General features: G+C 58.8%; 27 protein-coding genes and 1 other RNA gene. 16 read left to right on the top strand and 12 right to left on the bottom strand.

The window, feature by feature from the left end:
* Nucleotides 1-39 precede the first annotated feature (39 nt).
* A complete protein-coding gene (locus tag ACR0DT_RS07905) occupies nt 40-198 on the bottom strand; it encodes a hypothetical protein (RefSeq protein WP_480710182.1) in 159 nt (52 codons plus the stop codon).
* Between the two features lie 228 nt (nt 199-426).
* Between ACR0DT_RS07905 and gatC the strand changes: the two genes are divergently transcribed.
* The 5 genes from gatC (at nt 427) to rnpB (ending at nt 4,139) form a co-directional block, all read left to right on the top strand.
* The gene (gene gatC, locus ACR0DT_RS07900; RefSeq protein WP_170325838.1) at nt 427-714 is read left to right on the top strand and encodes an Asp-tRNA(Asn)/Glu-tRNA(Gln) amidotransferase subunit GatC; all 288 of its coding nucleotides are present in this window, start codon (nt 427-429) and stop codon (nt 712-714) included.
* A gap of 3 nt (nt 715-717) precedes the next feature.
* Entirely contained in the window at nt 718-2,205 is a 1,488-nt protein-coding gene (gatA, locus tag ACR0DT_RS07895) for an Asp-tRNA(Asn)/Glu-tRNA(Gln) amidotransferase subunit GatA (protein ID WP_480710181.1), read from the top strand.
* A 40-nt stretch (nt 2,206-2,245) separates the two neighbouring features.
* Nucleotides 2,246-2,959 (top strand): hypothetical protein, encoded by a 714-nt coding sequence (locus ACR0DT_RS07890; RefSeq protein ID WP_480710180.1) that lies wholly within the window; start codon nt 2,246-2,248, stop codon nt 2,957-2,959.
* Nucleotides 2,910-3,617, top strand: coding sequence for an N-acetylmuramoyl-L-alanine amidase (locus ACR0DT_RS07885; protein WP_480710179.1), 708 nt, complete (start codon nt 2,910-2,912; stop codon nt 3,615-3,617). Before ACR0DT_RS07890 ends, ACR0DT_RS07885 begins: the two co-directional genes overlap by 50 nt.
* Nucleotides 3,618-3,741: 124 nt before the next feature.
* An RNA gene (gene rnpB / locus ACR0DT_RS07880) (RNase P RNA component class A) lies at nt 3,742-4,139 on the top strand.
* 8 nt (nt 4,140-4,147) lie between these two features.
* Here the strand turns inward: rnpB and ACR0DT_RS07875 are convergent.
* From ACR0DT_RS07875 to ACR0DT_RS07865, 3 genes are all read right to left on the bottom strand, one after another.
* Nucleotides 4,148-4,480 carry a GYD domain-containing protein gene (locus tag ACR0DT_RS07875; protein WP_480710178.1) on the bottom strand — a complete coding sequence of 111 codons (333 nt, stop codon included), beginning with the start codon at nt 4,478-4,480 and terminating at the stop codon, nt 4,148-4,150.
* Nucleotides 4,481-4,548: 68 nt separating this feature from the next.
* On the bottom strand, nt 4,549-5,385 hold the full coding sequence (locus tag ACR0DT_RS07870; protein WP_480710177.1) for a DUF2182 domain-containing protein: 837 nt from the start codon (nt 5,383-5,385) through the stop codon (nt 4,549-4,551).
* An 11-nt stretch (nt 5,386-5,396) separates the two neighbouring features.
* The gene (locus tag ACR0DT_RS07865) at nt 5,397-6,032 is read right to left on the bottom strand and encodes a DUF1326 domain-containing protein (protein WP_480710176.1); all 636 of its coding nucleotides are present in this window, start codon (nt 6,030-6,032) and stop codon (nt 5,397-5,399) included.
* A gap of 279 nt (nt 6,033-6,311) precedes the next feature.
* Between ACR0DT_RS07865 and rpmG the strand changes: the two genes are divergently transcribed.
* Both rpmG and ACR0DT_RS07855 read left to right on the top strand, forming a co-directional pair.
* Nucleotides 6,312-6,479, top strand: coding sequence for a 50S ribosomal protein L33 (gene rpmG, locus ACR0DT_RS07860; protein WP_010441901.1), 168 nt, complete (start codon nt 6,312-6,314; stop codon nt 6,477-6,479).
* Nucleotides 6,480-6,686: 207 nt separating this feature from the next.
* Nucleotides 6,687-7,193, top strand: a complete 507-nt coding sequence (locus tag ACR0DT_RS07855) for a hypothetical protein (protein ID WP_480710175.1) — start codon at nt 6,687-6,689, stop codon at nt 7,191-7,193.
* A 162-nt stretch (nt 7,194-7,355) separates the two neighbouring features.
* Here ACR0DT_RS07855 and ACR0DT_RS07850 read toward each other — a convergent pair whose 3' ends face one another.
* The gene (locus ACR0DT_RS07850) at nt 7,356-8,132 is read right to left on the bottom strand and encodes a Bax inhibitor-1/YccA family protein (protein WP_480710174.1); all 777 of its coding nucleotides are present in this window, start codon (nt 8,130-8,132) and stop codon (nt 7,356-7,358) included.
* Nucleotides 8,133-8,314: 182 nt separating this feature from the next.
* Nucleotides 8,315-8,524 (bottom strand): DUF1127 domain-containing protein, encoded by a 210-nt coding sequence (locus ACR0DT_RS07845; RefSeq protein WP_480710173.1) that lies wholly within the window; start codon nt 8,522-8,524, stop codon nt 8,315-8,317.
* Nucleotides 8,525-8,651: 127 nt separating this feature from the next.
* Between ACR0DT_RS07845 and ACR0DT_RS07840 the strand changes: the two genes are divergently transcribed.
* Nucleotides 8,652-9,533 carry a LysR family transcriptional regulator gene (locus ACR0DT_RS07840; RefSeq protein ID WP_480710172.1) on the top strand — a complete coding sequence of 294 codons (882 nt, stop codon included), beginning with the start codon at nt 8,652-8,654 and terminating at the stop codon, nt 9,531-9,533.
* Here the strand turns inward: ACR0DT_RS07840 and ACR0DT_RS07835 are convergent.
* Nucleotides 9,530-10,486, bottom strand: coding sequence for an NADPH:quinone oxidoreductase family protein (locus ACR0DT_RS07835; RefSeq protein WP_480710171.1), 957 nt, complete (start codon nt 10,484-10,486; stop codon nt 9,530-9,532). The two genes, ACR0DT_RS07840 and ACR0DT_RS07835, sit on opposite strands and share 4 nt — an antisense overlap.
* Before the next feature lie 320 nt (nt 10,487-10,806).
* On the opposite strand from ACR0DT_RS07835, the gene ACR0DT_RS07830 reads away from it, so the two are divergent.
* The 3 genes from ACR0DT_RS07830 to ACR0DT_RS07820 all read left to right on the top strand — a co-directional run bounded on the left by ACR0DT_RS07830 (nt 10,807) and on the right by ACR0DT_RS07820 (nt 13,465).
* Nucleotides 10,807-11,178, top strand: coding sequence for a helix-turn-helix domain-containing protein (locus tag ACR0DT_RS07830; RefSeq protein WP_480710170.1), 372 nt, complete (start codon nt 10,807-10,809; stop codon nt 11,176-11,178).
* Between the two features lie 46 nt (nt 11,179-11,224).
* Nucleotides 11,225-12,016: a histidinol-phosphatase gene (gene hisN, locus ACR0DT_RS07825; protein WP_480710169.1), complete on the top strand. Its 792-nt coding sequence runs from the start codon at nt 11,225-11,227 to the stop codon at nt 12,014-12,016.
* 114 nt (nt 12,017-12,130) lie between these two features.
* On the top strand, nt 12,131-13,465 hold the full coding sequence (locus ACR0DT_RS07820; RefSeq protein ID WP_480710168.1) for an 8-oxoguanine deaminase: 1,335 nt from the start codon (nt 12,131-12,133) through the stop codon (nt 13,463-13,465).
* Here the strand turns inward: ACR0DT_RS07820 and guaD are convergent.
* On the bottom strand, nt 13,462-14,751 hold the full coding sequence (guaD, locus tag ACR0DT_RS07815; protein ID WP_480710167.1) for a guanine deaminase: 1,290 nt from the start codon (nt 14,749-14,751) through the stop codon (nt 13,462-13,464). The two genes, ACR0DT_RS07820 and guaD, sit on opposite strands and share 4 nt — an antisense overlap.
* Nucleotides 14,752-14,891: 140 nt before the next feature.
* Between guaD and mgtE the strand changes: the two genes are divergently transcribed.
* Complete coding sequence (gene mgtE, locus ACR0DT_RS07810; protein ID WP_480710166.1) at nt 14,892-16,286, top strand: magnesium transporter; 1,395 nt, start codon at nt 14,892-14,894, stop codon at nt 16,284-16,286.
* The gene (locus ACR0DT_RS07805) at nt 16,283-16,846 is read left to right on the top strand and encodes a 5-formyltetrahydrofolate cyclo-ligase (protein WP_480710165.1); all 564 of its coding nucleotides are present in this window, start codon (nt 16,283-16,285) and stop codon (nt 16,844-16,846) included. Before mgtE ends, ACR0DT_RS07805 begins: the two co-directional genes overlap by 4 nt.
* Nucleotides 16,847-16,851: 5 nt before the next feature.
* Here the strand turns inward: ACR0DT_RS07805 and ACR0DT_RS07800 are convergent, their stop codons facing one another.
* Complete coding sequence (locus ACR0DT_RS07800) at nt 16,852-17,085, bottom strand: putative hemolysin (RefSeq protein WP_480710164.1); 234 nt, start codon at nt 17,083-17,085, stop codon at nt 16,852-16,854.
* 89 nt (nt 17,086-17,174) lie between these two features.
* On the opposite strand from ACR0DT_RS07800, the gene ACR0DT_RS07795 reads away from it, so the two are divergent.
* The 3 genes from ACR0DT_RS07795 to ACR0DT_RS07785 all read left to right on the top strand — a co-directional run bounded on the left by ACR0DT_RS07795 (nt 17,175) and on the right by ACR0DT_RS07785 (nt 20,695).
* Nucleotides 17,175-17,990 carry a TIGR00282 family metallophosphoesterase gene (locus ACR0DT_RS07795; protein ID WP_480710163.1) on the top strand — a complete coding sequence of 272 codons (816 nt, stop codon included), beginning with the start codon at nt 17,175-17,177 and terminating at the stop codon, nt 17,988-17,990.
* A 90-nt stretch (nt 17,991-18,080) separates the two neighbouring features.
* On the top strand, nt 18,081-19,859 hold the full coding sequence (locus ACR0DT_RS07790) for an SLC13 family permease (RefSeq protein WP_480710162.1): 1,779 nt from the start codon (nt 18,081-18,083) through the stop codon (nt 19,857-19,859).
* 95 nt (nt 19,860-19,954) lie between these two features.
* Nucleotides 19,955-20,695: a YbaY family lipoprotein gene (locus ACR0DT_RS07785; protein WP_480710161.1), complete on the top strand. Its 741-nt coding sequence runs from the start codon at nt 19,955-19,957 to the stop codon at nt 20,693-20,695.
* 10 nt (nt 20,696-20,705) lie between these two features.
* Here ACR0DT_RS07785 and ACR0DT_RS07780 read toward each other — a convergent pair whose 3' ends face one another.
* The 3 genes from ACR0DT_RS07780 to ACR0DT_RS07770 form a co-directional block, all read right to left on the bottom strand.
* Nucleotides 20,706-22,367 carry an FAD-binding dehydrogenase gene (locus ACR0DT_RS07780; RefSeq protein WP_480710160.1) on the bottom strand — a complete coding sequence of 554 codons (1,662 nt, stop codon included), beginning with the start codon at nt 22,365-22,367 and terminating at the stop codon, nt 20,706-20,708.
* An 11-nt stretch (nt 22,368-22,378) separates the two neighbouring features.
* Entirely contained in the window at nt 22,379-23,236 is an 858-nt protein-coding gene (locus tag ACR0DT_RS07775; RefSeq protein ID WP_480710159.1) for a bile acid:sodium symporter family protein, read from the bottom strand.
* A gap of 72 nt (nt 23,237-23,308) precedes the next feature.
* The gene (locus tag ACR0DT_RS07770; protein WP_480710158.1) at nt 23,309-24,043 is read right to left on the bottom strand and encodes a glutamine amidotransferase; all 735 of its coding nucleotides are present in this window, start codon (nt 24,041-24,043) and stop codon (nt 23,309-23,311) included.
* Nucleotides 24,044-24,047 lie beyond the last annotated feature (4 nt).

Raw genomic sequence — 24,047 nt, 5'->3', positions numbered from 1 at the left:
GGTCAGCAGGGGGAGTCTGACCCGGCCGCGCACGTCATCTTATTTGCCCAGTTTGGCACTGTCTTGCGTCACCGTCTCGGATGCGGGGGTCGGGAACGAGAGGTCGGGGATCAGGGTTTGCGTGCTAGGGCCAAAGGCCAGGGCGGGGGTGCTCAGAACGGTTGCGGTCAAAAGAGCTGCGGTAATGAAGGTTTTCATTTTCTTTCTCCGGTTTTCGGCTGTGCCGTGCTCTATGAGGTGAACCGTTTAGTTCACTTTTTCAAGGCAAAAGCTGAACTAACTAGTTTACTTTTGCGTATACGGGCTATTCAGTTTTGAATGGCTATCTACACCCGAGAGGGAAACAGGCTCACATCCGCCCTTCGGTGGACTTGCGACCCGCGCATCAGACGGGTAAATGCCCCCTAACGCATATGAGGTTTTCCGATGTCGATTGACCAAAGCACCGCCGCCAAGGTGGCCAAACTGGCCCGGATCAAGGTCGAGGATGACGCGCTGCCCGCGCTGGCATCCGAGTTCAACACCATTCTTGGGTTCATCGAGCAACTGAATGAGGTCGATGTCGAAGGCGTCGAGCCAATGGTCTCGGTCGAGCCGATGCGCCTGAAGCGTCGTGAGGATGTGGTCACCGACGGCAACCAGCAGGACAAGGTTCTGGCCAACGCCCCCGACGCGCGCGAAGGCTTTTTCGCAGTCCCCAAAGTGGTGGAGTAAGACATGAGCGATCTGAACAAACTGGGCCTGGCCGAGGCCCGCGACGCGCTGCGTAAAGGTGATGTGACCTCGGTCGAGCTGACCGAATCCTGCCTCAAGGCGATTGACGACGCTGACGCACTGAACGCTTTTGTCCACAAAACGCCCGAGATTGCGTTGGAACGCGCCAAAGCAGCGGATGAGCGGATCAAGGGTGGCGACGCGCCGTCGATGTGTGGCCTGCCGATTGGCATCAAGGATCTGTTCTGCACCAAGGGCGTGCCCTCACAGGCAGCTTCGAAGATTCTGGAAGGCTTCAAGCCGGAATACGAATCCACTGTTTCTCAGCAACTGGCTGATGCGGGTGCCGTGATGCTGGGCAAGCTGAACATGGACGAATTCGCCATGGGTTCGTCCAACGAAACCTCCGTCTATGGCAACGCGGTCAGCCCCTGGCGTCGTGGTAACGATGACGCGCGACTGACACCGGGTGGTTCATCGGGTGGTTCGGCGTCGGCTGTTGCCGCCGACCTGTGTCTGGCCGCAACGGGCACCGATACAGGAGGCTCGATTCGTCAGCCTGCCGCTTTTGTTGGCATCACCGGTATCAAGCCGACTTACGGTCGTTGCTCGCGCTGGGGCATCGTGGCCTTTGCATCCTCGCTGGATCAGGCAGGCCCGATGACCAAGAACGTCCGCGACGCGGCGATCATGTTGGAAACCATGTGCGGCCACGACCCCAAGGATTCCACTAGCGCCGAAATGGCCGTGCCGAATTTCGAGGCGATGCTGACCGGCGATATCAAGGGCAAGAAGATCGGTATTCCCAAAGAATATCGTATGGATGGTATGCCCGCCGAGATCGAGAAACTCTGGGCCGACGGTGCCGAGATGCTGAAAGCCGCTGGGGCCGAAATCGTCGATATCTCGCTGCCGCATACGAAATACGCGCTGCCTGCATATTATGTGATTGCGCCGGCCGAGGCATCCTCTAACCTCGCCCGCTATGACGGCGTCCGCTATGGCCGTCGCGCACAGCTGGCGCAGGGTGACGGCATCACTGAGATGTACGAGAAAACTCGCGCCGAAGGTTTTGGCCACGAAGTACAGCGCCGCGTGATGATCGGGACCTATGTGCTGTCGGCTGGCTTCTACGACGCCTACTACAACCGAGCACGTCGCGTCCGGACCCTGATCAAGAAAGACTTCGAAGATGTCTTTGCGGCAGGTGTCGATGCGATCCTGACCCCGGCAACGCCGTCCGCGGCGTTCGGCCTGGGTGAAATGACCGAAGCGGATCCGGTTCAGATGTATCTGAACGACGTCTTCACCGTGACGGTGAACCTGGCCGGTCTGCCGGGTGTCGCGGTGCCTGCTGGGCTGGACAAGCAAGGTCTGCCGCTCGGCTTGCAGTTGATCGGTCGTCCGTGGGAAGAGGGTGATCTGCTCAACACCGCCTATGCGCTGGAAAACGCCGCCGGGTTTGTGGCCAAGCCGGGCAAATGGTGGTAATCCTCAGGTCAGGCAAGACAACGAAAGACGGAGCAGCTGGATGCGCTTTATGCTTCTGATCCCCGCAATCGGGTTCGTGGCCGCCTGTAATACGGTGGCCCCGATAGGTGGCACGGATTTCAACACGCCTTCCTATCAAGCACAGCGCGAGGCGCAGCTGGCCGGGCAAGGGTATACGGGCAACCCTCTGCTTGGCCCTGCCGAAGTGTCTGAACAGCAGCTGGGTGCGCCCGGTGCTGTTGCCCCGTTGCCGACCGGCGAAAATGCCGACCTCGCTTCGGAGACGGCGGCCGCGCTGGCAAACACGTCCGGGCAAAGCACGATCACACCAGCACCGTCGCCGGTCGAAGACCCCATCAACAACGGGATTTCAGACGAACAGGATTTCGGAGCGGTCTCTGACCGCCGCACCATCGAATCCGATGCAGCGTTGATCGAACAGAACCGCCAGACCTATGAGGTGGTTGCGCCGACCACCGTCCCGGAACGCGGAACGTACGGCCAGCCCAATATCGTGCAATACGCGCTGAACACATCTAACCCGGTCGGAACCAAGCTTTACAGCCGCGCCGGTTTGAACCTTCAGGCCAAAGCTCAGCGCAATTGCGCCCGTTTCCCGTCTCCGGATCAGGCTCAGATCGAGTTCCTGTCCAGCGGCGGCCCTCAGCGTGACCGCAAGGGTCTTGATCCGGATGGTGATGGCTATGCTTGTGGCTGGGATCCCAGCCCGTTCCGCAGTGCCGTCAACAACTGAGCCACTGACACCCAACTGGCACCCGTCCCCCAATTTTGGTGAGCGCAGGGATGGGCTGACGCCATCGTTTATCGTACTGCACTATACGGCAATGGAAAGCGCCGAGGCAGCGCTGGACCGTTTGTGTGACCCCGCCCATGAAGTATCTGCGCATTATCTGATTGGTGGGGATGGTACGCTTTGGCAGATGGTACGGGAAGAGGATCGGGCATGGCACGCCGGTGCAGGCGAGTGGCACGGCCAGCGCGATATCAATTCCCGTTCGATCGGGATTGAACTGGACAACACCGGCGCGCACCCTTTTTCCGAGCCACAACTGGACGTGCTGGAATCTCTGCTGCGTCAGATCATGAACCGGTGGTCGATCCCCCCAGAACATGTCATTGGCCATTCTGACATGGCACCGGGGCGCAAAGCTGATCCCGGAGCACGATTTCCGTGGCAGCGGCTGGAACATATGAACCTTGCCGGAAGACGCTCTCAAAACGACTTCGGCAACACCCCGATACAATCGTTCAAAGCCTTGGCGCACGCCGCAGGTTACACGGCCGAGGCGGACGATGACACGCTACTTGCAGCGGTGCGCCTCAGGTATCGCCCATGGGGCAAGGGTCCATTGGAACCGGACGATCTTGCGCCATTGACCAAAAAAACCTGATCCGCTCTTCATCTGGCCAATAGTACCTCGGGGTTAAATTGGCCGAAGGCCAAAAAGGGGCTGACCCCTTCACCCCCTATCTGCTCTTGACGCCACCCTACCCAAAGCATACCCACGACCCCGCGCGGAGGGCCGGATGGCCGCTGGGGCGTAAGCCCGAGAGGAAAGTCCGGACTCCACAAGACAACGGTGCCGGGTAACGCCCGGGCGGGGTAACCCGACGGAAAGCGCCACAGAAATCAGACCGCCCAGGACTTCGGTCCTGGGTAAGGGTGAAACGGTGGGGTAAGAGCCCACCGCGCCGCTGGCAACAGCGGCGGCACGGCAAGCCCCACCGGGAGCAATGCCAAATAGGGTCCCCGCGCGGGCCGGTCGGCGTCAGCCGATACCGCCGCTAAGCGCGTCTTGGCTGAGAGGGACCGGGTTGGCAGCTTGAGTCGCGCAGCAATGCACGGCCTAGAGGAATGGTCATCGAAGGGGGCAACCCCGGAACAAGATCCGGCTTACAGGCCCTCCGCGCGTATTCCTGATTACCGGCCCGGCGCTTTGTAAGCTCCGGTCAGTTTGGCGGCCTTTTTGGTCACGGCGACAAAGTCCTTCGCCTTCCACGCACGTACGGTTTCAACCTTCGACACCGCGCCTGATGCTGCAACGGCCATACCGATCGCAACGGCATCTGTGCCTTCCGGCAACTCGCTGACGACCACCACGTCATTGTCACCCGTGGTCATGTAAAACGCCAACATCTTGCCGCCAGCTTTCTTCAGCAGTGCCCTGACCGCGCCCGAACGGTCCACGGGCTTTTTCAACATTCCTTTGACACCATCCTGCGAATAGGACGCGTAAGTAATGAAAATTGGCATGTCTACCTCCTGTTTAAAGTTTATGCAGGACCCGAAAATTGGCCGGTCCTTTGGCCTTTATGCGTAATTCAGCCTGTCGCGAAAAACGGGTCTGCGACCAGCCAAATGCCCGCAACGATCAGTGCCAGACCTGTAAGCGGAACAAGCCACCGCGCTCGTGGAATCAGCTTTTCCAACGCGACATAAACGGCGATGCCGACGATCCAGTACAGGTTCATCACACCGCCCACGAACAGCAGCAGCATCAGTGCCCAGCAGCAGCCAAGACAAAACACGCCATGCAGCGCACCGGTACGAAACGCACCATAGGCACCGGGCCGGTTGTGATCCGCCAGGAACTGGGCCGGGCTGCGGCAATGGCGCAGGCAGGCGGTTTTGAGACTGGACATCTGATACAATCCCGCAGCGATCAGGACACAGCCAGCGAAAAACTTTGAATGGATTGTCATCATCGGCCCATCAGACAGACCGATGCTTTCCAGCCCCCATTGCGCCCCGGTTGCGAGGATGCTGAACGCTGCCCAGGCGACCAGATAGCCTGCCAGAAACATCAGGCTGAGATGCGACGCCCGCGATTTGTCTGGCCCCATCCTTTTGATAGCCGTGTACAACAGCACGGTTGGCGCAGCGCTGGTTGTCATCATGGCAATCATCATGACCCACCACATCAGGAAAATCAGTATGGCGTAGACCGGGGTCCAGCGTGCCTCAGCCGCCATGCGCATCGGCTCGCCGATCGGACCGGCCATCCGGGTCATGTCGATGGCGGACATGTTCATACCGATGCCCGCAATCGTATACCAAGACGCGCCCAGAATGATCAGCAGAACACAGAACAGAACGATGCCACTGTCGCGCCGCAGCACCCGGTCAACTACTCCGGGTCGGGGAGGGGATGCGCTCATTTCAACCCCCGCTACGCGCCGAGGACCCCGTGACCTGAGATGTTGAGATGCGCCAGATGCGCGTGTGTCGCGTCAAAGGTCAGGCTAATTGCGCCGCCCGTTGTCTTGGCCGTCCCCGAAGCTGCCTCGGCATGACGATACTCAAACCCATTGGGCAGTTGGATCGAGGCCCGGTGCGGCATGCCCGAAACGATATGCGGGATCGGGCTGACCTCTACGTCGAAGACACCGGAAACCTTGGCGTACCCAGCGCGCTCGTCCCGGTCCCATTTCAGCTCAATCGGAGCATACAGAGTTTCATGTTTTGTCGGGGCCATGGCGCTGTATACGTACCACATGGTCGCCATCTCGTCGGTGTCCTCACCTTTCATGATGGCCTCAATAGCGGCGCGCTGATCGGCGCTGGCGCTTTCGTCAATGACCAACTGCATCTGGCCGTTGCCCTCGTGAATAGGGCCGGGCCAGTGGTACACGCCAGCCGCGCGCACTCCGGCAAGATCGGTGTCGCCATAGTGCCCGGATTCGATATCGAACACGACGACGGCCTCGCAATTGCCGTGGCTTGGAAGAACACTGAACTGGCACGGACAACCAAAGTTGCAGTTACAATTGGCCAATTCCTCGCCCTGAATTTCCCATTCCGTCATGATAGCCCCCAAAAACATGCTTAAAACCTCTGCTCACAGAGGGTTTCGCCTGGTGCTGCCGTTTCGAAATATGAGCCTGTTGTCGGCTTCTTTGCGGGATAGAATGGCGGGACCTTATCACAGAACCGTGATCGCTCCAAACCGGGCGAGGGCGCAAAGGCAGGAATTGTGTGCTTTGCGGGCGGAATCCGGTTGACTCGGCTGCGCGACCGGGTAAAAGCGCACGCTCATAGGAATTCAACCGAAAGGCCCCTGCCTTTCCGGACGCAGGAGATAACCATGGCGAAGCCGACGACAATCAAGATCCGTCTGAACTCGACCGCGGGCACGGGCCACTTCTACGTGACCAAGAAAAACGCTCGCACCATGACCGAGAAAATGACCATTCGTAAGTACGATCCGGTCGCTCGGAAGCATGTCGAGTACAAGGAAGGCAAGATTAAGTAATCTGCCGTCCAGCTTGGACAGTTTCAAAGGGTTCTGCCGCGGCAGAGCCCTTTTTCTTTGCTTGTGCCTTGCAGGGTAGGACGCGTGTGGCGTTACGTGCCGTTGCAACGAAGCATCAGAGGTCGGTGCAATCGGATCGTCGACGGGTTGCTTTTTTGAAGAGCTTGCCTCTACGCTTCAACAACTCGTTCCAAAATGTTGGCCGTCATGAAAAAAATCTTGTTTTCCTCTACGATCATACTGGCCCTAGCGGCCTGCGAAGATCCGTATAACCGTCAAGGCATCGGTTTCACGGGTATCGATGGTGAGCCCAGCACGCTGTCGGATGCGCCGGGTGCCGTGAGCTTCCTTCCACCTGCGACCAATGTGCCAGCTGAACTGGCTGTTCTTCCCACTCTAGCGGTCACGACGGATCAATCCGAACTAGAGAAAGTTGCCCGTGTCGCCATCGACAATGGTGGGCGTAGCGATACCGACTCGGTGGTTCTGACTGGGCAAGATACAAACCTGCACCTTAGCACCGTCAAGGTGAACGGCACCCTGTACGGTGTTTTACGCACCCCGAACAACAGCACACGCGTCGACAATGCAATCGGTGCCAGATTTGGCCAAAATGTTGAGCAGTTTACTGGCTGCCTGTCCGCGGGTGATGTGTTCCGCAAAGGATCTTCCGGCAGAAGCTCGGGTTTTGCGGTGCCACTGAACTGCAGCTAGAGTTTTTTCTTTGTGTTTTCTAAGGCCTCGTCATTCGGACGGGGCCTTTTTGCATGTGCCGGTCTTAATGATCTCAGAGTGTAGAGGTTGCTTTCCCACCTTTCAAAAGAAAAGGGCGGGTCCGAAAAGGCCCGCCCTTTGAAGTTCAATGTTGCTTTTGCCTTACTCGCGGCTGCCGAACAGCTGCAGCAGGAACATGAACATGTTGATGAAGTCCAGGTACAGGCTCAGCGCACCCATGATAGCGGCTTTGCCCAGCCATTCCTGATCGCCCGAATGGGCCATCTGAAGGTAAGTGTTCTTGATGTTCTGCGTGTCATAGGCCGTCAGACCTGCAAAGATCAGCACGCCTAGGATCGAGATAGCAAATGCCATAGCGGAAGACGCCAGGAAGATGTTGACGACCATCGCTACGATGAGGCCGATTACGCCCATCATGAGGAACGTGCCCATCGCGGACAGGTCCTTTTTCGTCGTGTACCCGTACAGCGACAGCCCCGCAAATGCGATTGCGGTGATCAGGAACACCTGAATGATCGACTGTCCGGTAAAGACCAGAAAGATCCAGCTGATGGACACACCCATAACGGCGGCAAAGAGATAGAAAACCGTCTGTGCACCCGCTGCGGACAGGCGGTTGATACCGGCGCTGAAGCCGAAGACAAACGCCAGCGGGGCGAACATGATCAACCATTTCAGCGGTGACGCGAACAGGGTGTAACCCAACGATGTCAGGTATTTGCCCTCGCTCAACTGCGCTGCGGCCGCTGACGGGTCAGTTGTTGTTGCAAGACCGGCGATCGCCCAGGCTGCTGCAAAAGTAATCAGCATGCCCACGGACATCGTGCCGTAGACTTTATTCATATGGGCGCGCAGGCCCTCGTCAATCTGGGCAGCGCGCGCGCCGGCCGCCGTCCGGATCGTGTCAAATTGTGCCATTAAAGGGTCTCCCTTCACATAATTCTTTTCGCGGTCCGAAACCCAGACCCCGTTCCCAGCAAATATCGGCAACTGCGGGCTGTGTTTCAAGAGTTTAGAGACGGAAACCGATTAAAACACGCAACAAAATGGCGACCTGCGGCAGCGGGTCGCCATTCAGCAAGAAAACATGGGTGTCAGATTCATTTTTGCCAGAATTCCGGTGCATCCCAGATGGGTCGGGCAGCTTCGGCTTCGGCCTGCTCGCGGGTGATTCCGATATCTTCCAGCGCGCGGGCATCCAACCTTGCCAGAGTGCAACGTTGACGGCGCAGCGAAAACGCATCCAGCAACATGGTCAGGCCAAAGCGGCGGCGGGGCGGGCAAGGTCTTTGGATCGCAATTTGGGTCATAATCTTTGTCCTTTCGTTGATCCTCGATGAGTTTTTGCCATCTCATCAAGTTCCTTGATTTATATGGCGCACTATGAGACATTTTGAAAATGAATGTTTTTGAAGTGATGCATAAGGATTCGTGAACATGCGGAATTTGGACATTACGACACTGCGGTCATTTGTTGCTGTGGCGGATCAGGGCGGCGTAACGCGTGCAGCCGGTTTCCTGCACCTGACGCAATCCGCCGTTTCAATGCAGCTGAAGCGTCTGGAAGAGCTATTGGGCCTGGAACTGCTAGATCGTAGCGGCCGAACCATCGCGCTGACCGCGTCCGGAGAGCAGCTGTTGGCATATGCCCGCCGAATGATTGCTCTGAATGATGAGGTGATCTCGAAACTCACCGATCAGGCTTTTGAGGGCGAAGTTGTTCTGGGCGTACCACACGACATCGTTTACCCGGCGATTCCACGTGTTCTGCAACGGTTCAACGTGGATTTCCCACGGGTGCGGGTTCAGCTTGTGTCCTCGTACACGATGCAATTGAAGGAAATGTTCAAGCGTGGCGAGTGTGATCTGATCCTCACGACCGAGGCAAACGCGGGCGGCGGGGCCGAAACCATCGCCGAATTGCCGTTGCGCTGGATCGGGGCACCGGGTGGATCGGCGTGGCGCAAGCGGCCAATTCCCATTGCACTTGGCCGCCGCTGCATGTTCCGGCCGCAGGTCATCGCGGCCTTGGACGAGGCTGGCATCCCGTGGGAGCTGTCGGTTGAAACCGAAAATGACCGCACCATCGAGGCGACCGTCGCCGCTGACCTGGCTGTCCACGCCATGCTCGACGGAACTGAGGCCGCGCATTTGGTTCAGATCGACGATGGCGGCGTGCTGCCCGACCTGCCTGCACATATGATCAACCTGTACGGAGGTGAAACCGGACGTGGCCCACTGGTCGAGGCGCTGGCGGCGTTAGTTCGGCAGAATTTCCGCATACTGGGCAGTGCGCCCCTGAAGGCCGTGGTCGGTTAAGGGGTAATAACGACCTTGCCGGTTGCTGTGCGGTCGCGCAGCAACTGCAGGCCTTTCTCTGCTTCGGTCAGTGGTAGCACATGGCTTATATGGGGCTTAATCCGTCCCTCGGCACACCAATGAAACAGCGTGTCAAAACTGTCGCGCACGATCTGCGGCCGAAACGTCAGGTAGCCGCCAATGTAAAAGCCGATCACGGTCAGGTTCTTGACCAATAGGTGATTGGCGGGAATCTGCGGTACGTCTCCGCCTGCAAAGCCGATGGGCAGCAGGCGGCCCTCGGGATTGGTGGCGCGGAACGCTGCTTTGAACACATCGCCGCCGATGGCGTCATAAACCACGTCTGCCCCGCCCAGTTCCTTGACCCGAGTGCGCAAATCCTCGGACGCATCGATCAGGTGATCCGCCCCTGCGGCCTGAGCGACGGCCAATTTGTCCGCTCCACGCGCTTGGGCAATCACAGTTGCGCCCATCAGCTTGCCGATCTCGACCGCCGTTAGGCCAACTCCACCTGCCGCGCCGGTGACCAGCAAGGTTTCTCCGGGTTGCAGGTGGGCGCGGTGATCCAAGGCGAGGTGGCTGGTTCCATAAGCGATCTGAATCGCGGCAGCATCTTCGAAGCTGACAGAATCGGGCAGAGGAATCGCGCGATCCGCATCAAATACCCCGAACTCCGCCAAGCCGCCCTGTCCTGAATAGACCGCAATCCGGTCACCGGGTTTCAGTTGCGCAACGCCAGGACCCGTTGCTTCTACCACACCAGCAATCTCCATTCCCTGAGTGAACGGCGCGGGCGGCGTATCCTGATAGGTCCCTTTCTGCATCAGCAGATCGGCGAAGTTCAAACCACACGCCTTAATCGCGACGCGGACCTGCCCTTCTTGCGGGACAGGCACATCAACATCGCAAAGACGGGCGGTCTCGCCCTGGGATGAAATTCTATAGGCTAGCATGGTCGCGCTCCTGTGGTTTGGCGCATAGGCTCGTGCCGGGCGGGGATTGTCAATCTCTTACCCGTCACCTCGTACCTGCAACGCGCAAAATGGCAGGGAAAGCTTACCTTACGGCAGGTACAACCATAGTCCTGTGCCCGGTGAAACAGATTCAACCTCCTTGAAAAAAAGCCCAAAAAGCGCAATATTACCCCAGGTGCTGATTTGGGGGGGCATGTTCCTCATTAGGGAGTGATTAAGGGCGGCTCGCTAGTGTTGCGGTAGTACATGCATGTCGCACACCCGAATTAGTTGTGTGTGTAGTTAAGAGGAGAATACCAATGACCCATCACGTCGATGTCCATGTGGGCAAACGCGTCAGGCATCGCCGCTGGCTGATTGGCATGACCCAACAGCAGTTGGCGCAACAGGTTGGTATTAAGTTTCAACAGATTCAGAAATATGAGACAGGCGCCAACCGGATCAGCGCGTCGCGCCTGTGGGACATTGCCGAGGCATTGGACGTTCCTGTCAGCTTTTTCTTCGAAGGCCTGGAAGAGGCGGAAAAAGATGCAACTGGCAAGAAATCAGTTCCGGCCGATCTGATGGGGGACAAGGAAGCTCTGGATCTGGTGCGCTCTTACTATGCGATTCCGGAAAATCAACGACGCCGCCTGTTTGAACTTGCCCGGGTCCTGAGCGACGTCGCCTGATCAAACGGGGGTTGACTCTGTTACGTGCGAACCGCACGGGTAACGCATGCGAGAGACTACTTTAAGCGATCTGGAAGTAGCCGAAGAAATGGCCGACGCGGCACGCGCGGCCATTCTTCCGTTTTTCAGACAAGCTAACCTTGAAACTTCGAACAAGCTGGCTGAAGGCTTCGATCCGGTTACGGTAGCGGATCGGAATGCGGAAAAAGCCATGCGCGAGGTTCTGGCCCTTCACCGCCCCGACGACGGGATTTTTGGTGAGGAGTTCGGCCAAGTTCGGGGTCGCTCAGGCCGGACTTGGGTGTTGGATCCGATTGATGGCACGCGCGGCTTTATTAGCGGCACACCTACTTGGGGCGTGCTGATAGCGCTTAGCAATCAAGAAGGCCCATTCTTGGGCGTTATTGACCAGCCCTATATAGGAGAGCGTTTTGTTGGATCAGTGGACGTAGCGAAGGCGACCGGTCCGACCGGGACAATGCCGTTGAAGACGCGCGCGACCTCCAGTCTGGATCAGGCGGTTTTGTTCACAACCTTCCCCGAAGTCGGCACCCCCGAAGAACGGACCGGGTTCGAGGCCGTGGCCCAACAAGTGAAACTGACCCGGTACGGCATGGATTGCTATGCTTATGCTCTGCTGGCGGCCGGCCAGGTTGATCTGGTGATCGAGGCGGGCCTGAATGCCTATGATGTACAGGCACCGATTGCGGTGATCCAGGCTGCAGGCGGTATCGTGACAGATTGGCAAGGTCGGCCGGCCCATGAAGGCGGGCGGGTGCTGGCTGCGGCAAATGCTGAATTGCATGCGGCGGCGCTGGAACTTCTGCGCAATTGCTGAAACAGGTTGTCGGGTTAAGGCTGGTCGGGTAATCTCTGCCCGGCTGGTTCTTATGCCCGTTTTCCGCCAGCCCTTGCCTTCTTGCACGAAACGGGCGGATGCAAGGAGGGCAATATGACCGAAATCCTGATCAAGAACGCAGACACTATCCTGACGATGGATGATGCACGCCGTGAACTTTCTGGTGCTGATATCCTGATCCGTGATGGACAGATCGACCAGATCGGCCACGGGCTGCAAACAACCGCAGAGGTGCATGACGCTAAAGGATGTGTCGTCACGCCGGGGCTGGTGAATACCCACCACCACCTTTACCAAAGCCTGACCCGCGCGGTGCCCGGTGGGCAGGATGCGCTGCTGTTTGGTTGGCTCAAGACGCTTTATCCTATCTGGTCCCGGTTTGGGGCCGAAGAAATGTTTGTCTCGGCCCAGATCGGTTTGGCCGAGCTGGCGCTATCTGGCTGTACGCTTAGTTCCGACCATCTTTACCTGTATCCCAACGGTGCGCGGCTGGACGACACCATTGCCGCCGCTGCAGAGATCGGATTGCGTTTTCATCCGACGCGCGGCGCGATGAGTATCGGAGAAAGCGACGGAGGGTTGCCCCCAGACGCCTTGGTAGAAAAAGAGCAGGCGATTCTGGATGACATGATCCGCGTGGTCGATGCGTTTCATGACCCAACCGAGGGCGCAATGTGCCGGGTCGGGCTGGCGCCGTGTTCGCCTTTTTCCGTTAGCCGTGACCTGATGCGCGATGCAGCAATTCTGGCGCGGGATAAGGGCGTTATGCTGCACACCCATCTGGCGGAAAACGATGAGGATATCGCCTATTCGCAGTCCCAATTTGGTTGCCGTCCTGGGCAGTATGCCGAGGATTTGGGCTGGACCGGCCCAGACGTCTGGCATGCCCATTGCGTCAAGCTGGATGGCGCTGAGATTGACTTGTTCGCTAGAACCCAAACCGGTGTCGCGCATTGTCCCTGTTCCAATTGCCGTCTGGGCTCGGGTATCGCGCCTGTACGCGCGATGCGAGATCAGGGTGTGCCTGTTGGTTTGGGCGTGGATGGTTCGGCGAGCAACGATAGCGGCAACCTGATCCTCGAGGCGCGACAGGCTATGTTGCTGCAGCGGGTCGCAAACGGTGCAGACGCCATGTCGTCGCGCGAAGTGCTGGAGATTGCGACGCGCGGTGGTGCCGACGTATTGAACCGTCCCGACTGTGGACGTCTGGAGCCCGGGAAACGCGCCGATATCGCGATTTGGGACACAAGTGGGATCGAAAGCGCGGGCAGTTGGGACCCGGCGGCCTTGCTGTTGGCCGGGCCGCAGAATGTCAAACACCTGTTTGTCGAGGGCCGCCAGATCGTGCGCGATGGGCATGTCATCACTTTGGACATGCCTCGTGTGATCGAAAGGCAGAACCAGCTGGCTCGCGCGCTGCAAGTCTAATTAGAAACGCGCTGACCGGCGATCCAGACCTCTGTGATCGCCCGGTCATCGCCCATCATGATGGTTGGGAAGATGGCCTCCCACAGGTCTTCGGCGCAGGCTTCGCGCTGGGCGATGGCAGGGGTAGAGGCGAGGTCGAGCACGATCAGATCGGCCTCCATCCCCGCTGCCACGTTGCCGATGCAATCGTCCAGCCGAAGCGTGCGCGCTGATCCGACAGTGCTGAGCCACAGTAGCTGCGCCGCGTGCAGAGGTGTTCCACGCAGCTGTCCGATTTCATAAGCCGCAGCCATCGTCCGCAGCATCGAAAAGCTGGACCCACCACCGGTATCCGTCGCCAGCCCGACGCGATGACCATCCCGCATCAAACCGTTCATGTCGAACAGACCAGAGCCAATGAAAGTATTCGAGGTCGGACAATGGACCAGCGCCGCGTCAACTTCGCGCAGGCGATCGCGTTCGCGGGCCTCAAGATGAATGACGTGGCCATAAAGGCCGTTTGACCCGAGCAAGCCAAATTTTTCATAGGTATCCAGATAGTCGCGCGCCTCGGGGAATAGCTCGCGGACCCAGGCGATCTCATCAGTTTGCTCGCTCAGATGAGTTTGCATCAGGCAATGCGGATACTCGGCCCAAAGCGCGCCCATGGCTTCGAGTTGTTCTGGCGTGGAGGTGGGCGAAAAGCGCGGAGTGATGGCATAGGATAGTCGGTCGATGCCGTGCCATTTCTCAAGCAGCACCTGGGACTGATCATAACCCGTTTGTGCCGTGTCCCGCAGCCCCTCGGGCGCATTGCGATCCATGCAGGTTTTGCCCGCCACAACCCGTTGGTTTCGCTGTTGAGCAGCGGTGAAAAACGCATCAACGCTTTCGGGATGGATGGTGCAAAAGCTGCACATTGTCGTGGTACCGTGCGCGCTTGTCAGTTCAAGGTAGCGGTTGGCGATTTCAGAGGCATAGGACGAATCGCCGAACTTCATCTCTTCGGGGAAGGTGTAGGTGTTCAGCCAGTCGATCAGGCGTTTACCCCAACTCGCGATCATTGCGGTTTGAGGATAGTGTACATGCGCGTCGACGAATCCCGCCATGATCACCTTCTGACCGTGATCCACGACGCTGGCGTTAGGGTGGGTCGCGCGCAGGCTGTCGGCGTCTGCAACCGCAGATATGCGACCGTCTTCGATCAGAACAGCCTCGCTGATTTTGACGGCCTCGGTTGGTTCGCCTTCAAAGGGAGAACCAGTGAAGCTCAAGACGCGCCCTTTCAGCAGCGTTTTTTTCGCCATTTTCATCCATCTCCGCCTGTGTGGGACTGTGAAACAGCATAGGCGGGTGAAACTTGTCGGTAAATCGGCGCATTGTCATTGTTTTCCGGTAGCTGCTTCTTCTAATTAGGGGGCAATGAGCGCGCGAAACGGGGGCAGACATGACGACAGGCTTTGATGAACCCGTAAATGAGTCCACAAGTGACGAAGACGTCTATGCGCTGGATCGCAAAACTGTGGCAGACATCCTGTACGCGGTCGAGGTAGACGATCGCGACAAGCTGATCCAGTTGATGGACCCGCTGCACGCCGCGGACATCGCTGACCTTCTGGAACAGATCAGCCCCCAGGAACGCGCCCAGTTGATCCGTCTGTACGACAAGGAATTCGACGGCGACATCCTGTCGGAACTGGACGAAGCCATCCGCGAAGAGGTCATCGAAGTTCTGCGCCCAGACGTTCTGGCCGACGCCGTGCGGGACATGGAGAGCGACGACGTCGTTGACCTGCTGGAAGATCTGGAAGAACCACAGCAAGAGGCCATCCTGGACGCGCTTGAGGATTCTGAGCGGATCGCAGCAGAACAGGCACTGTCTTATCCTGAAAACTCGGCTGGTCGCCTTATGCAGCGCGAAGTTGTCATGGCGCCCGAACATTGGACCGTTGGGCAGGCTATCGACTTCATGCGGGCCAATGATGACCTGCCCGAACAGTTCTATCACGTTGTTTTGGTCGATCCCCGGCTGAAACCGGTGGCGCAGGTTATGCTGGGCAAGCTGATGGCCGCCCGGCGCGAGGTACCGCTGCACGACATCGCCGAAGAAGAGTTTCACACCATCCCCGTCGATCAGGACGAAGAGGACGTGGCCTATGCGTTCAACCAATATCACCTGATCTCATCACCTGTGGTCGACGGTGACGGGCGGCTAGTCGGTGTGATCACCATCGACGACGCGATGGTTGTTCTGGATGAGGAATACGAAGAGGACATGCTGCACCTTGCCGGGGTCAGCAATGAAAGTTCGCTGTCCGACAGCGTTGCCGCGACCAGCAAACGGCGTCTGCCGTGGCTGGCGGTGAACCTGTGCACAGCGATCTGCGCCTCGCTGGTGATCTCGCAATTCGAAGCGGCGATTGATCAGTTGGTCGCGCTGGCCATTTTGATGCCGATCGTGGCGTCGATGGGGGGGAATGCGGGTACTCAATCGCTGACAGTTGCAGTGCGGGCGCTTGCGACGCGCGACCTTACGGGTTCGAACGTGTTGCGCGTGATCCGGCGGGAATTGTTGGTGGGGCTGCTGAACGGCCTGTGTTTCGCCATCGTTTTGGGGACTGTGGGGATGATGTGGTTCGATTCTGCGATGCTGGGTGTCGTGATCGGTGCCGCCTTGGTCGTGAACATGATCATCGCCGGGTTCATCGGTACGGTAGTACCAGTGGTGCTGGACCGACTGGGCGCTGACCCGGCGCTTGCATCCGGCACCTTTGTGACAACCACAACGGACGTCATGGGGTTCTTCCTGTTCCTTGGGCTTGCCAGCGTGGTGCTACTGTGACCGACCTTACCGAAATCAAAGCCGCCGCGCGCAAGGCGGCTTTTGCGCGCCGCAAGGCTGCATTTGACACCCGTTTGCCCGGAGCGGCGGGGCGCTTGTCCGAAGTGTTGGCAGGTCATCGCGGCGTACCCTTGTCTGGCTACATGCCGATCCGCACCGAGATTGATCCGGTGGCGGCGATGGCCGAGGCTTCGGCTTATGGTCCGGTCGGTGTGCCGGTTATCCAGGCCGCAGGTCAGCCTCTGAAATTTTCGCGCTGGACGCCCGAAGGCGCGCTGAAAGACGGCCCGTTCGGGGCCATGGTGCCCGAGGTCGACGATTACTTCGACCCCGAGATCCTGATCGTGCCGCTGGTCGCTTTCGATGCGCAGGGCGGGCGGCTGGGTTACGGCGGCGGCTTTTATGACCGCACGCTGCAGGGGTTGCGCGCCAAGCGTCCGACGCTGGCCATTGGCTTTGCCTTTGACGCGCAAGAGGCCGAAGGGCTGCCGTTGGAGCCCACGGATCAGCCGCTGGATATGGTGATTACCGAAAGTCGGGTTCTGACCTTCTCGACCTGATTGCCTCAGCCCGGATTGTTCTCACGGAAGAACTCCCACGCGTCCACTTCGCGCCCATCCGGCAGAATGCAAACGCCGGTTTGGCCGTTGTCACCGTCGCGGATCTCATATTGGGCACCGCTGTCGATGCAATAGGTCGCCGCCGGATTTGCCAGCTGAGTGGTGGAATCGGTCGTTGGGGTTTCGTCGCAGGCAGCAAGTGCTGACAGGCCAGCAACGGCCAAAAGGGTGCGAGTCATCAAGATTCTCCTATTTTAAAGGCTTTGGCAGATTATGCAGGCAGCTTAATCACTTGTGCTTGGTCATTACCACACTTAGGACAGGTTGGATGAGGATACTTTTTCTGGGTGACGTCATGGGCCGCGCGGGACGCACGGCCATACAGCAACATCTGCCACGTCTGCGCGACGAATGGCGGCTGGATTTCGTTGTGGTCAATGGCGAGAACGCCTCGAACGGGATGGGTCTGACTGGCGATCACGCCAAGTTGCTACTGGACGCGGGCGCGGATTGTCTGACGCTGGGAGATCATGCGTTCGATCAGAAAGAGATGCTGCAGTTCATCGAGAATGAGCCGCGTATCATGCGCCCGGTAAATTTCGCCAAGGGCGCGCCGGGCCGGGGGCATCGGCTGTATACCGCGTCGGGCGGGCGTAAGGTTTTGGTGGTGCAGGTGCTGGGGCAGGTCTTTATGAAGCGGCCCTTTGATGATCCGTTCTCAGCCGTTGAACCCATTCTGAAATCCCACCCGCGTGGCGGGCAGGCGCAGGCGATCATCGTGGATATGCATTGCGAAGCGACGTCCGAAAAAATGGCGATGGGCCATTATTGCGACAAACGTGCCAGCCTTGTGGTCGGCACGCATACGCATGTCCCGACTGCAGATGCGCAGATCCTGCCGGGTGGCACGGCGTATCTGACAGATGCGGGGATGTGCGGCGACTATGACTCGGTGATCGGGATGGACAAGGTCGAGCCGATGCGCCGTTTTATCACCGGCATGCCCAAGGCGCGCTTCACTCCGGCCAATGGTGAGGCAACGCTAAGCGGTGTCTTCGTCGAGACCGATGACAGCAACGGGCAGGCAAAGTCTGTTCAAATGGTGCGCGTTGGCGGACGTTTGCAGCAGGCCGGACCGCAATAAGGCGATGTCAGGCTTGCTCTGCCGCTCGCAATGCGTGAAACTGGCCGCCGGGCGCGCAAGCCAGGCCAGGGTTCGGACAGAATACCAAGAATGCAATTCCTTCAACTGACAGAAACAGGCAGCGCGATATTGGCGCTTATGGTCGTCGCGGGCATGTTCGTCATGTTTCTGCGCGAGGCCTACCCGACCGAAGTCGTCGCCATTGGCGGTGTCGCCATCATGCTCGTGACGGGCATCTTGCCCTATCAGAGCGCGTTGGCGGTGCTGTCAAACCCGGCGCCGTGGACGATTGCGGCGATGTTCATCATCATGGGGGCACTTGTGCGCACCGGGGCACTGGATGCGTTTACCTCGACCGCGCAGAAGCAGGCACAGGTGAACCCGCGTTTTGCCATCGGGCTGCTTATGGCATTCGTTGTGCTGGCCTCGGCAGTGGTATCGAATACCCCGGTGGTGGTCGTGATGATCCCGGTTTTTGTGCAGATCGCGCGTACGTTGAATGTGCCAGCTTCGAAATTGCTGATCCCGCTGAGCTATGCGGCAATTCTGGGTGGCACGCTGACCCTGATTGGAACCTCGACCAACCTGTTGGTGGATGGTGTGGCCCGGGCGCAGGGAATGACCGCTTTCACCATTTTTGAGGTGACTCCGTTGGGCATCGCGCTGGTGATCTATGGCATGGTTTACCTGCGTTTTATCGCACCGCGCCTGCTGCCGGACCGGGACAGCATGGCCACGCTGCTGTCCGACCGGTCCAAAATGAAGTTCTTCACCGAGGCCGTCATCCCCCCCGAAAGCAACCTGATCGGACGCGAAGTAACAGGGGTTCAGCTTTTCAAGCGCCCCGGCGTGCGCCTGATCGACGTGATACGTGGGGATGACTCGTTACGGCGTAACCTCAAAGGGGTTGAGCTGAAACTTGGCGACCGCGTCGTTCTGCGAACCGAGATGACCGAACTGCTGAGCTTGCAAACCAACAAGGAACTGAAGCGCGTCGATCAGGTTTCGGCGGTTGAAACCAAGACGGTCGAAGTTCTGATCACCCCCGGTTGCCGCATGGTGGGCCGGACGCTGGGCACGCTGCGTCTGCGGCGTCGGTATGGTGTTTATGTGTTGGCGGTGCACCGTCGGAACCAGAATATCGGACGTCAGCTGGACGATCTGGTGGTGCGGGTCGGGGATACGTTGCTGCTGGAAGGGTCACCTGCCGACATTCAGAAGCTGGCCGCCGACATGGGTATGGTCGATGTTTCGCAACCGTCGGCGCGGGCGTTCCGGCGCAGCCATGCGCCCATCGCGATCGGGTCGCTGGTAGGCATCGTCGCTTTGGCCGCCCTTGGTGTCGCGCCGATCCTGTTGCTGTCGGTTCTGGCTGTTGCAGTGGTTCTAATCACGCGGTGCATCGACGCGGATGAGGCATTCTCTTTTGTCGAAGGCCGATTGCTGGCGTTGATCTTCTCGATGCTGGCCATAGGAGCTGCATTGGACAAATCCGGCGCCGTTTCGCTGATTGTCGAAGCGATTGCACCTGGCCTCAGCGCATTGCCGCCTTTCCTGATCATTTGGGCTGTCTACCTGCTGACCTCGGTCCTGACCGAGCTGGTGTCAAACAACGCGGTGGCCGTAGTGGTGACACCGATCGCCATAGGGCTGGCGCAAGCGGTCGGCATTGATCCGCGCCCTCTTGTGGTGGCCGTGATGGTCGCGGCCTCGGCCTCGTTCGCGACGCCGATTGGGTATCAGACCAATATGATGGTCTATGGTCCGGGCGGGTACAGATTTGTCGACTTCATGAAGGTTGGTGTTCCGCTCAACTTGACCGTTGGTCTGCTTGCGTCGTTGTTGATCCCGCTGATCTGGCCCTTGTAAGGCAGGCGTGGAATCGCCGATCTGGATCGGCAGGTCTTGTAAATGCTGATCCAGCCACGATCTTTTCACCAAGACGGAAGTGAAAGGATTGTGTCATGCCATTTCCAAAGCTCGGCCAGGCCATCGTAGCCTGCGCTCTTGTCCTGACTATTCTGGGCAGCCAAAGCCATGCTGGAACCGTAACAGGAACCGCAGCGTATCGTGAACGCATTGCCGTGCCACCCGATGCGACGCTTTATGTTGAGCTTCAGGATGTTTCCCTGGCGGATGCGCCGGCGGTGTCCCTTGCCGCAAAACGGTATGCTATGGACAGCGTGCCCGCTCAGTTTGAGCTGACTTTCGATGATGCGTTGATCAAAGACGGGCACCGCTATGTGGTGCGGGCCTCGATCAGTCAGGGGCAAGACTTGTTGTTCACCACCGATACGGCCTATCCGGTTCTGACCGAAGGGGCGGGGAATTCTGCAGACCTTATGCTGGTGCAGGTGCAGGGGGGAAGCATGCTGGACAACACAAGGTGGACAGCCGCCGCGCTGAATGGCTCACCGATTGAGGCCGAGCGCCGCCCCGAGATTAACTTTGCCCAAGACGGTGCCTTCTCCGGCAGCGGTGGCTGCAACCGGTTCAACGGGCAGGCCGACATTTCCGGTGCGAATATCGCATTCCCTGACAATATGGCGGCCACGCTGATGGCTTGCCCGCCGGCCTTGGAAGAGGTCGAGCGGCAATTCTTCCAAGCCTTGCAGAGCGTCACCACTTATGCGGTCGAAGGCGATGCTCTGGCCTTTCTGGATGCCGCAGGAGAGCCGGTTATCAAATTCGTGCGTACCCAGTAAAGCAGGGCCGTCAGGCGACGGCCCTTGATCGCCCGGCATTGCGGCCAGAGAATATGCAGCCGCCCAGAAACGAGCCTTCGAGCGCGTTGTAGCCGTGATAGCCACCGCCGCCGAACCCGGCGACCTCGCCCGCCGCAAACAGGCCGGGCACAACCTGACCATCCGCGCCAATCATCTGACTGTCGAGGTTGGTCTGCAGCCCGCCCAGGGTCTTGCGCGTCAAAACATGCAGCTTCACCGCAATCAGCGGGCCGTTGGCGGGATCAAGGAACTTGTGCGGCTTGGCGGTGCGGATCAGCTTGTCGCCGCGATAGTTGCGAGCAGCCAGAATGGCCGCCATTTGTGCGTCTTTGGTAAAGGGATTGTCGACCTGGCTATCCCGCGCCTCAATCTGGGCGCGCAGATGAGCCTCGTTAATCAAACCCCCGCCCAACTGGTTCATGCCGCTGACCAGTTCGGTCAGGGTGTTGGCGACAATGAAATCCTCACCATGTTCCTTAAAAGCTTCGACGGGCGCAGTGGCTTTTGACCCGGTCAGCACACGCTGAAACAACACCTCGCGCCAGCCACCGTCGGTCATGTCTGGGTTCTGCTCTGACCCGGAGAGGGCGAATTCCTTTTTGATCACCTTTTGGGTCAGCACGAACCAGCTGTATTCATAGCCGGTTTTCAGAATTTCCTGTAGCGTGCCCAACGTGTCGAACCCCGGCATGAAGGGCGGTTTCAACCGGTTTCCATGGGCGTCAAACCACATCGAACTGGGGCCAGGCAGGATACGAATGCCATGCGAAGGCCAGATCGGATTCCAGTTCCGCACGCCCTCGGTATAGTGCCACATCCGGTCGCCGTTGATCACGTGACCGCCGGCCTTTTCGCTGATGGGGATCATGCGGCCATCGACGTGAAACGGAACACCAGCCACCATGTCCTTGGGAGGCTCGCCCAGCCGGTCGCGGGGCCAGCTTTTGCGCACCATCTCGAAATTGCCGCCGATCCCGCCCGAGGTGACGATGACCGAAGGGGCATAGACCTCGAACTCCCCCACTTCATCGCGGTTGGTCTTGGCACCGTGAGGGGCCGTGTCGTCGGCCAGAACCTCGCCCGAGACCCCTTTGGCGCACCCGTTCTGCATGATGATGTGGCTGACCTGATGGCGGAACTTCAACTCGATCAGTCCGGTACTGATGTGCTCGCGCACGCGGCGAACAAAGTTCTTCAGAACGCCCGGTCCGGTGCCCCAAGTGATGTGAAACCGGGGTACCGAGTTGCCGTGACCATCCGCATATGACCCGCCACGTTCAGCCCAGCCAACGATTGGGAACCAGCGCAGACCCATCTCATGCAACCACGGCCGCATCTCTCCTGCGGCGAATTCCACATAGGCCTCGGCCCATTTGCGGGGCCATGCATCTTCTTCGCGGTCGAACTGCGCGCTGCCCATCCAGTCGCGCAGCGCGAGATCCTGACTGTCCTTGATACCCATCCGGCGCTGCTCCGGCGTGTCGACCATGAACAGGCCACCCAGGCTCCAATGCGCTTGACCGCCCAGAAAATGCTCGGGCTCCTGATCCAGCACGATCACCTTTTTGCCGCGATCCCCCAGTTCGGCCGCAGCGGCCAGACCGGCCAACCCGGCGCCCACGACGATGGCGTCAGCAGTGTTGTTGGTCATGATTTGTCCTTTCAGCGGCTGCGGAGCCAGGCGATGTAGGGCAGGGCCACGACATACATCATGATCCCGTATACGGCTGCTGGCAGGGCCAATGGGCTGAATCCAGTGTCCGTTGCGGTGATCAACGCCGCCAGGGTGATTCCAAGTGTCGAGTTTTGAATGCCGGTTTCGATTGAGATTGTCTTGCTTTCATTCCACGACAGCTTCGCGGCACGGGCGATCCCCAGCCCAATCGCCAACAGTGCGATGTTCAGCGTTACCAGCCCCGCACCCATGATGCCTAAGTTGTCAAGCAGCAATTGCCAGTTCCCCGCCACAGCGGCGATCACGATCAGAACAAAAAGGACGGTGGCCGCTTTCGACAGCGGTGCGTCGATCCGTTCGGCGAAACTGGTAGCGAAATGGCGCAGACTGACGCCGACTGCCACGGGAAGGGTGGTAATCAGGAACATGGCGACGGCCAACCCGGTGATCGAAACCTCGGGTGCGTCCTCGCCCATGAAATGACTGATAGTCCAAGCTGCCAGGACGGGAACAGTTACCATAGAAAGCAGGCTGATCACGGCGGTTAGGCTGACCGACAGCGCAACATCAGCCTTAGCCAGTTTGGACAAGATGTTGCTGGTCACGCCACCGGGGCAAAAACTGAGCAGCATGAAACCCACCGCGATTTCGGGCGGCAAGGAGAACAGTTTGACGATGATGAACGCCACGATGGGCAACAGCACAACCTGGCTCAGTGCACCGATGGCGAAGGGGTAGCCCCGGCTGAGTACGCGTTTGAAATCAGCAACGTGCAGTCCAACGCCCAGAGACAGCATGATGATGGCCAGCGAAACCGGCAGGCCGACATTTATTAGCAGATCCAAGAACAACTCCTCCCAAAGCCATTCGGGTCAGCCTATGCGAGGGGGGAAGTCACAGGCAATAACGCCGTTGGGTCACATGTAGCGTTCGGCGAAACGGCGCAGGATTTCGCCGGGTTTGGTAACGTCTGCCGCGTGGCAAATATCGATCAGGCGCTGGGCGTCCTCGGGCGGGAAATAGCCGAAATCCTTGTAGATATTGATGCGTTGTTCGAAATCCTGCGCGTCGGCTTCTGGGTGGAACTGTGTGGCATAGACGTTCTGGCCCCAGCGGATCATCTGAAACGGGCAGGGGTCTGAGGCCAACAGATGCACGCAACCGTCGGGCAGGGACTGCACGGCTTCCTTGTGGCCGACAAAAGCCTCAAAGCTTTCACCCAGCCCAGTGGTCAAAGGGTCGCTTGCGCCTTCTTCGGTTATTTGGCAGGTCGAGGGGCCGACAGGTTCTCCGAACTGTTTCTTGCTGACATCGCCGCCCAGATGTGCAGCTAGAATGCCTAATCCATAGCAGCAGCCCATGAACGGGTGATCGTTTTCGGTGATCTGCGGCATCAACCCCATGATGGCCGCTTCGATACCCGCATCCATTTCGGATTTCGTCGCCGGATCGTCACTGACGCAGCCGGGGCCTCCGCCGACGATTACGCCAGCATAATCTGTCACATCCAGACCCTCAGGCAGGTCTTCGCAGTCCAGACGGATACGGTGGGTCTGGTCCGGCGACAGGCCAGTCTTGTCCAGAATCGAGGCGTATTCGGCGTCCGAGGCTTCGGTCTCGGGGCGCAATTGCAGGATGAGAAATCGTTTCATGCAG

This window comes from Ruegeria sp. BI11 (assembly GCF_056538005.1).
This window is presented reverse-complemented; position numbering and strand designations above follow the sequence as displayed.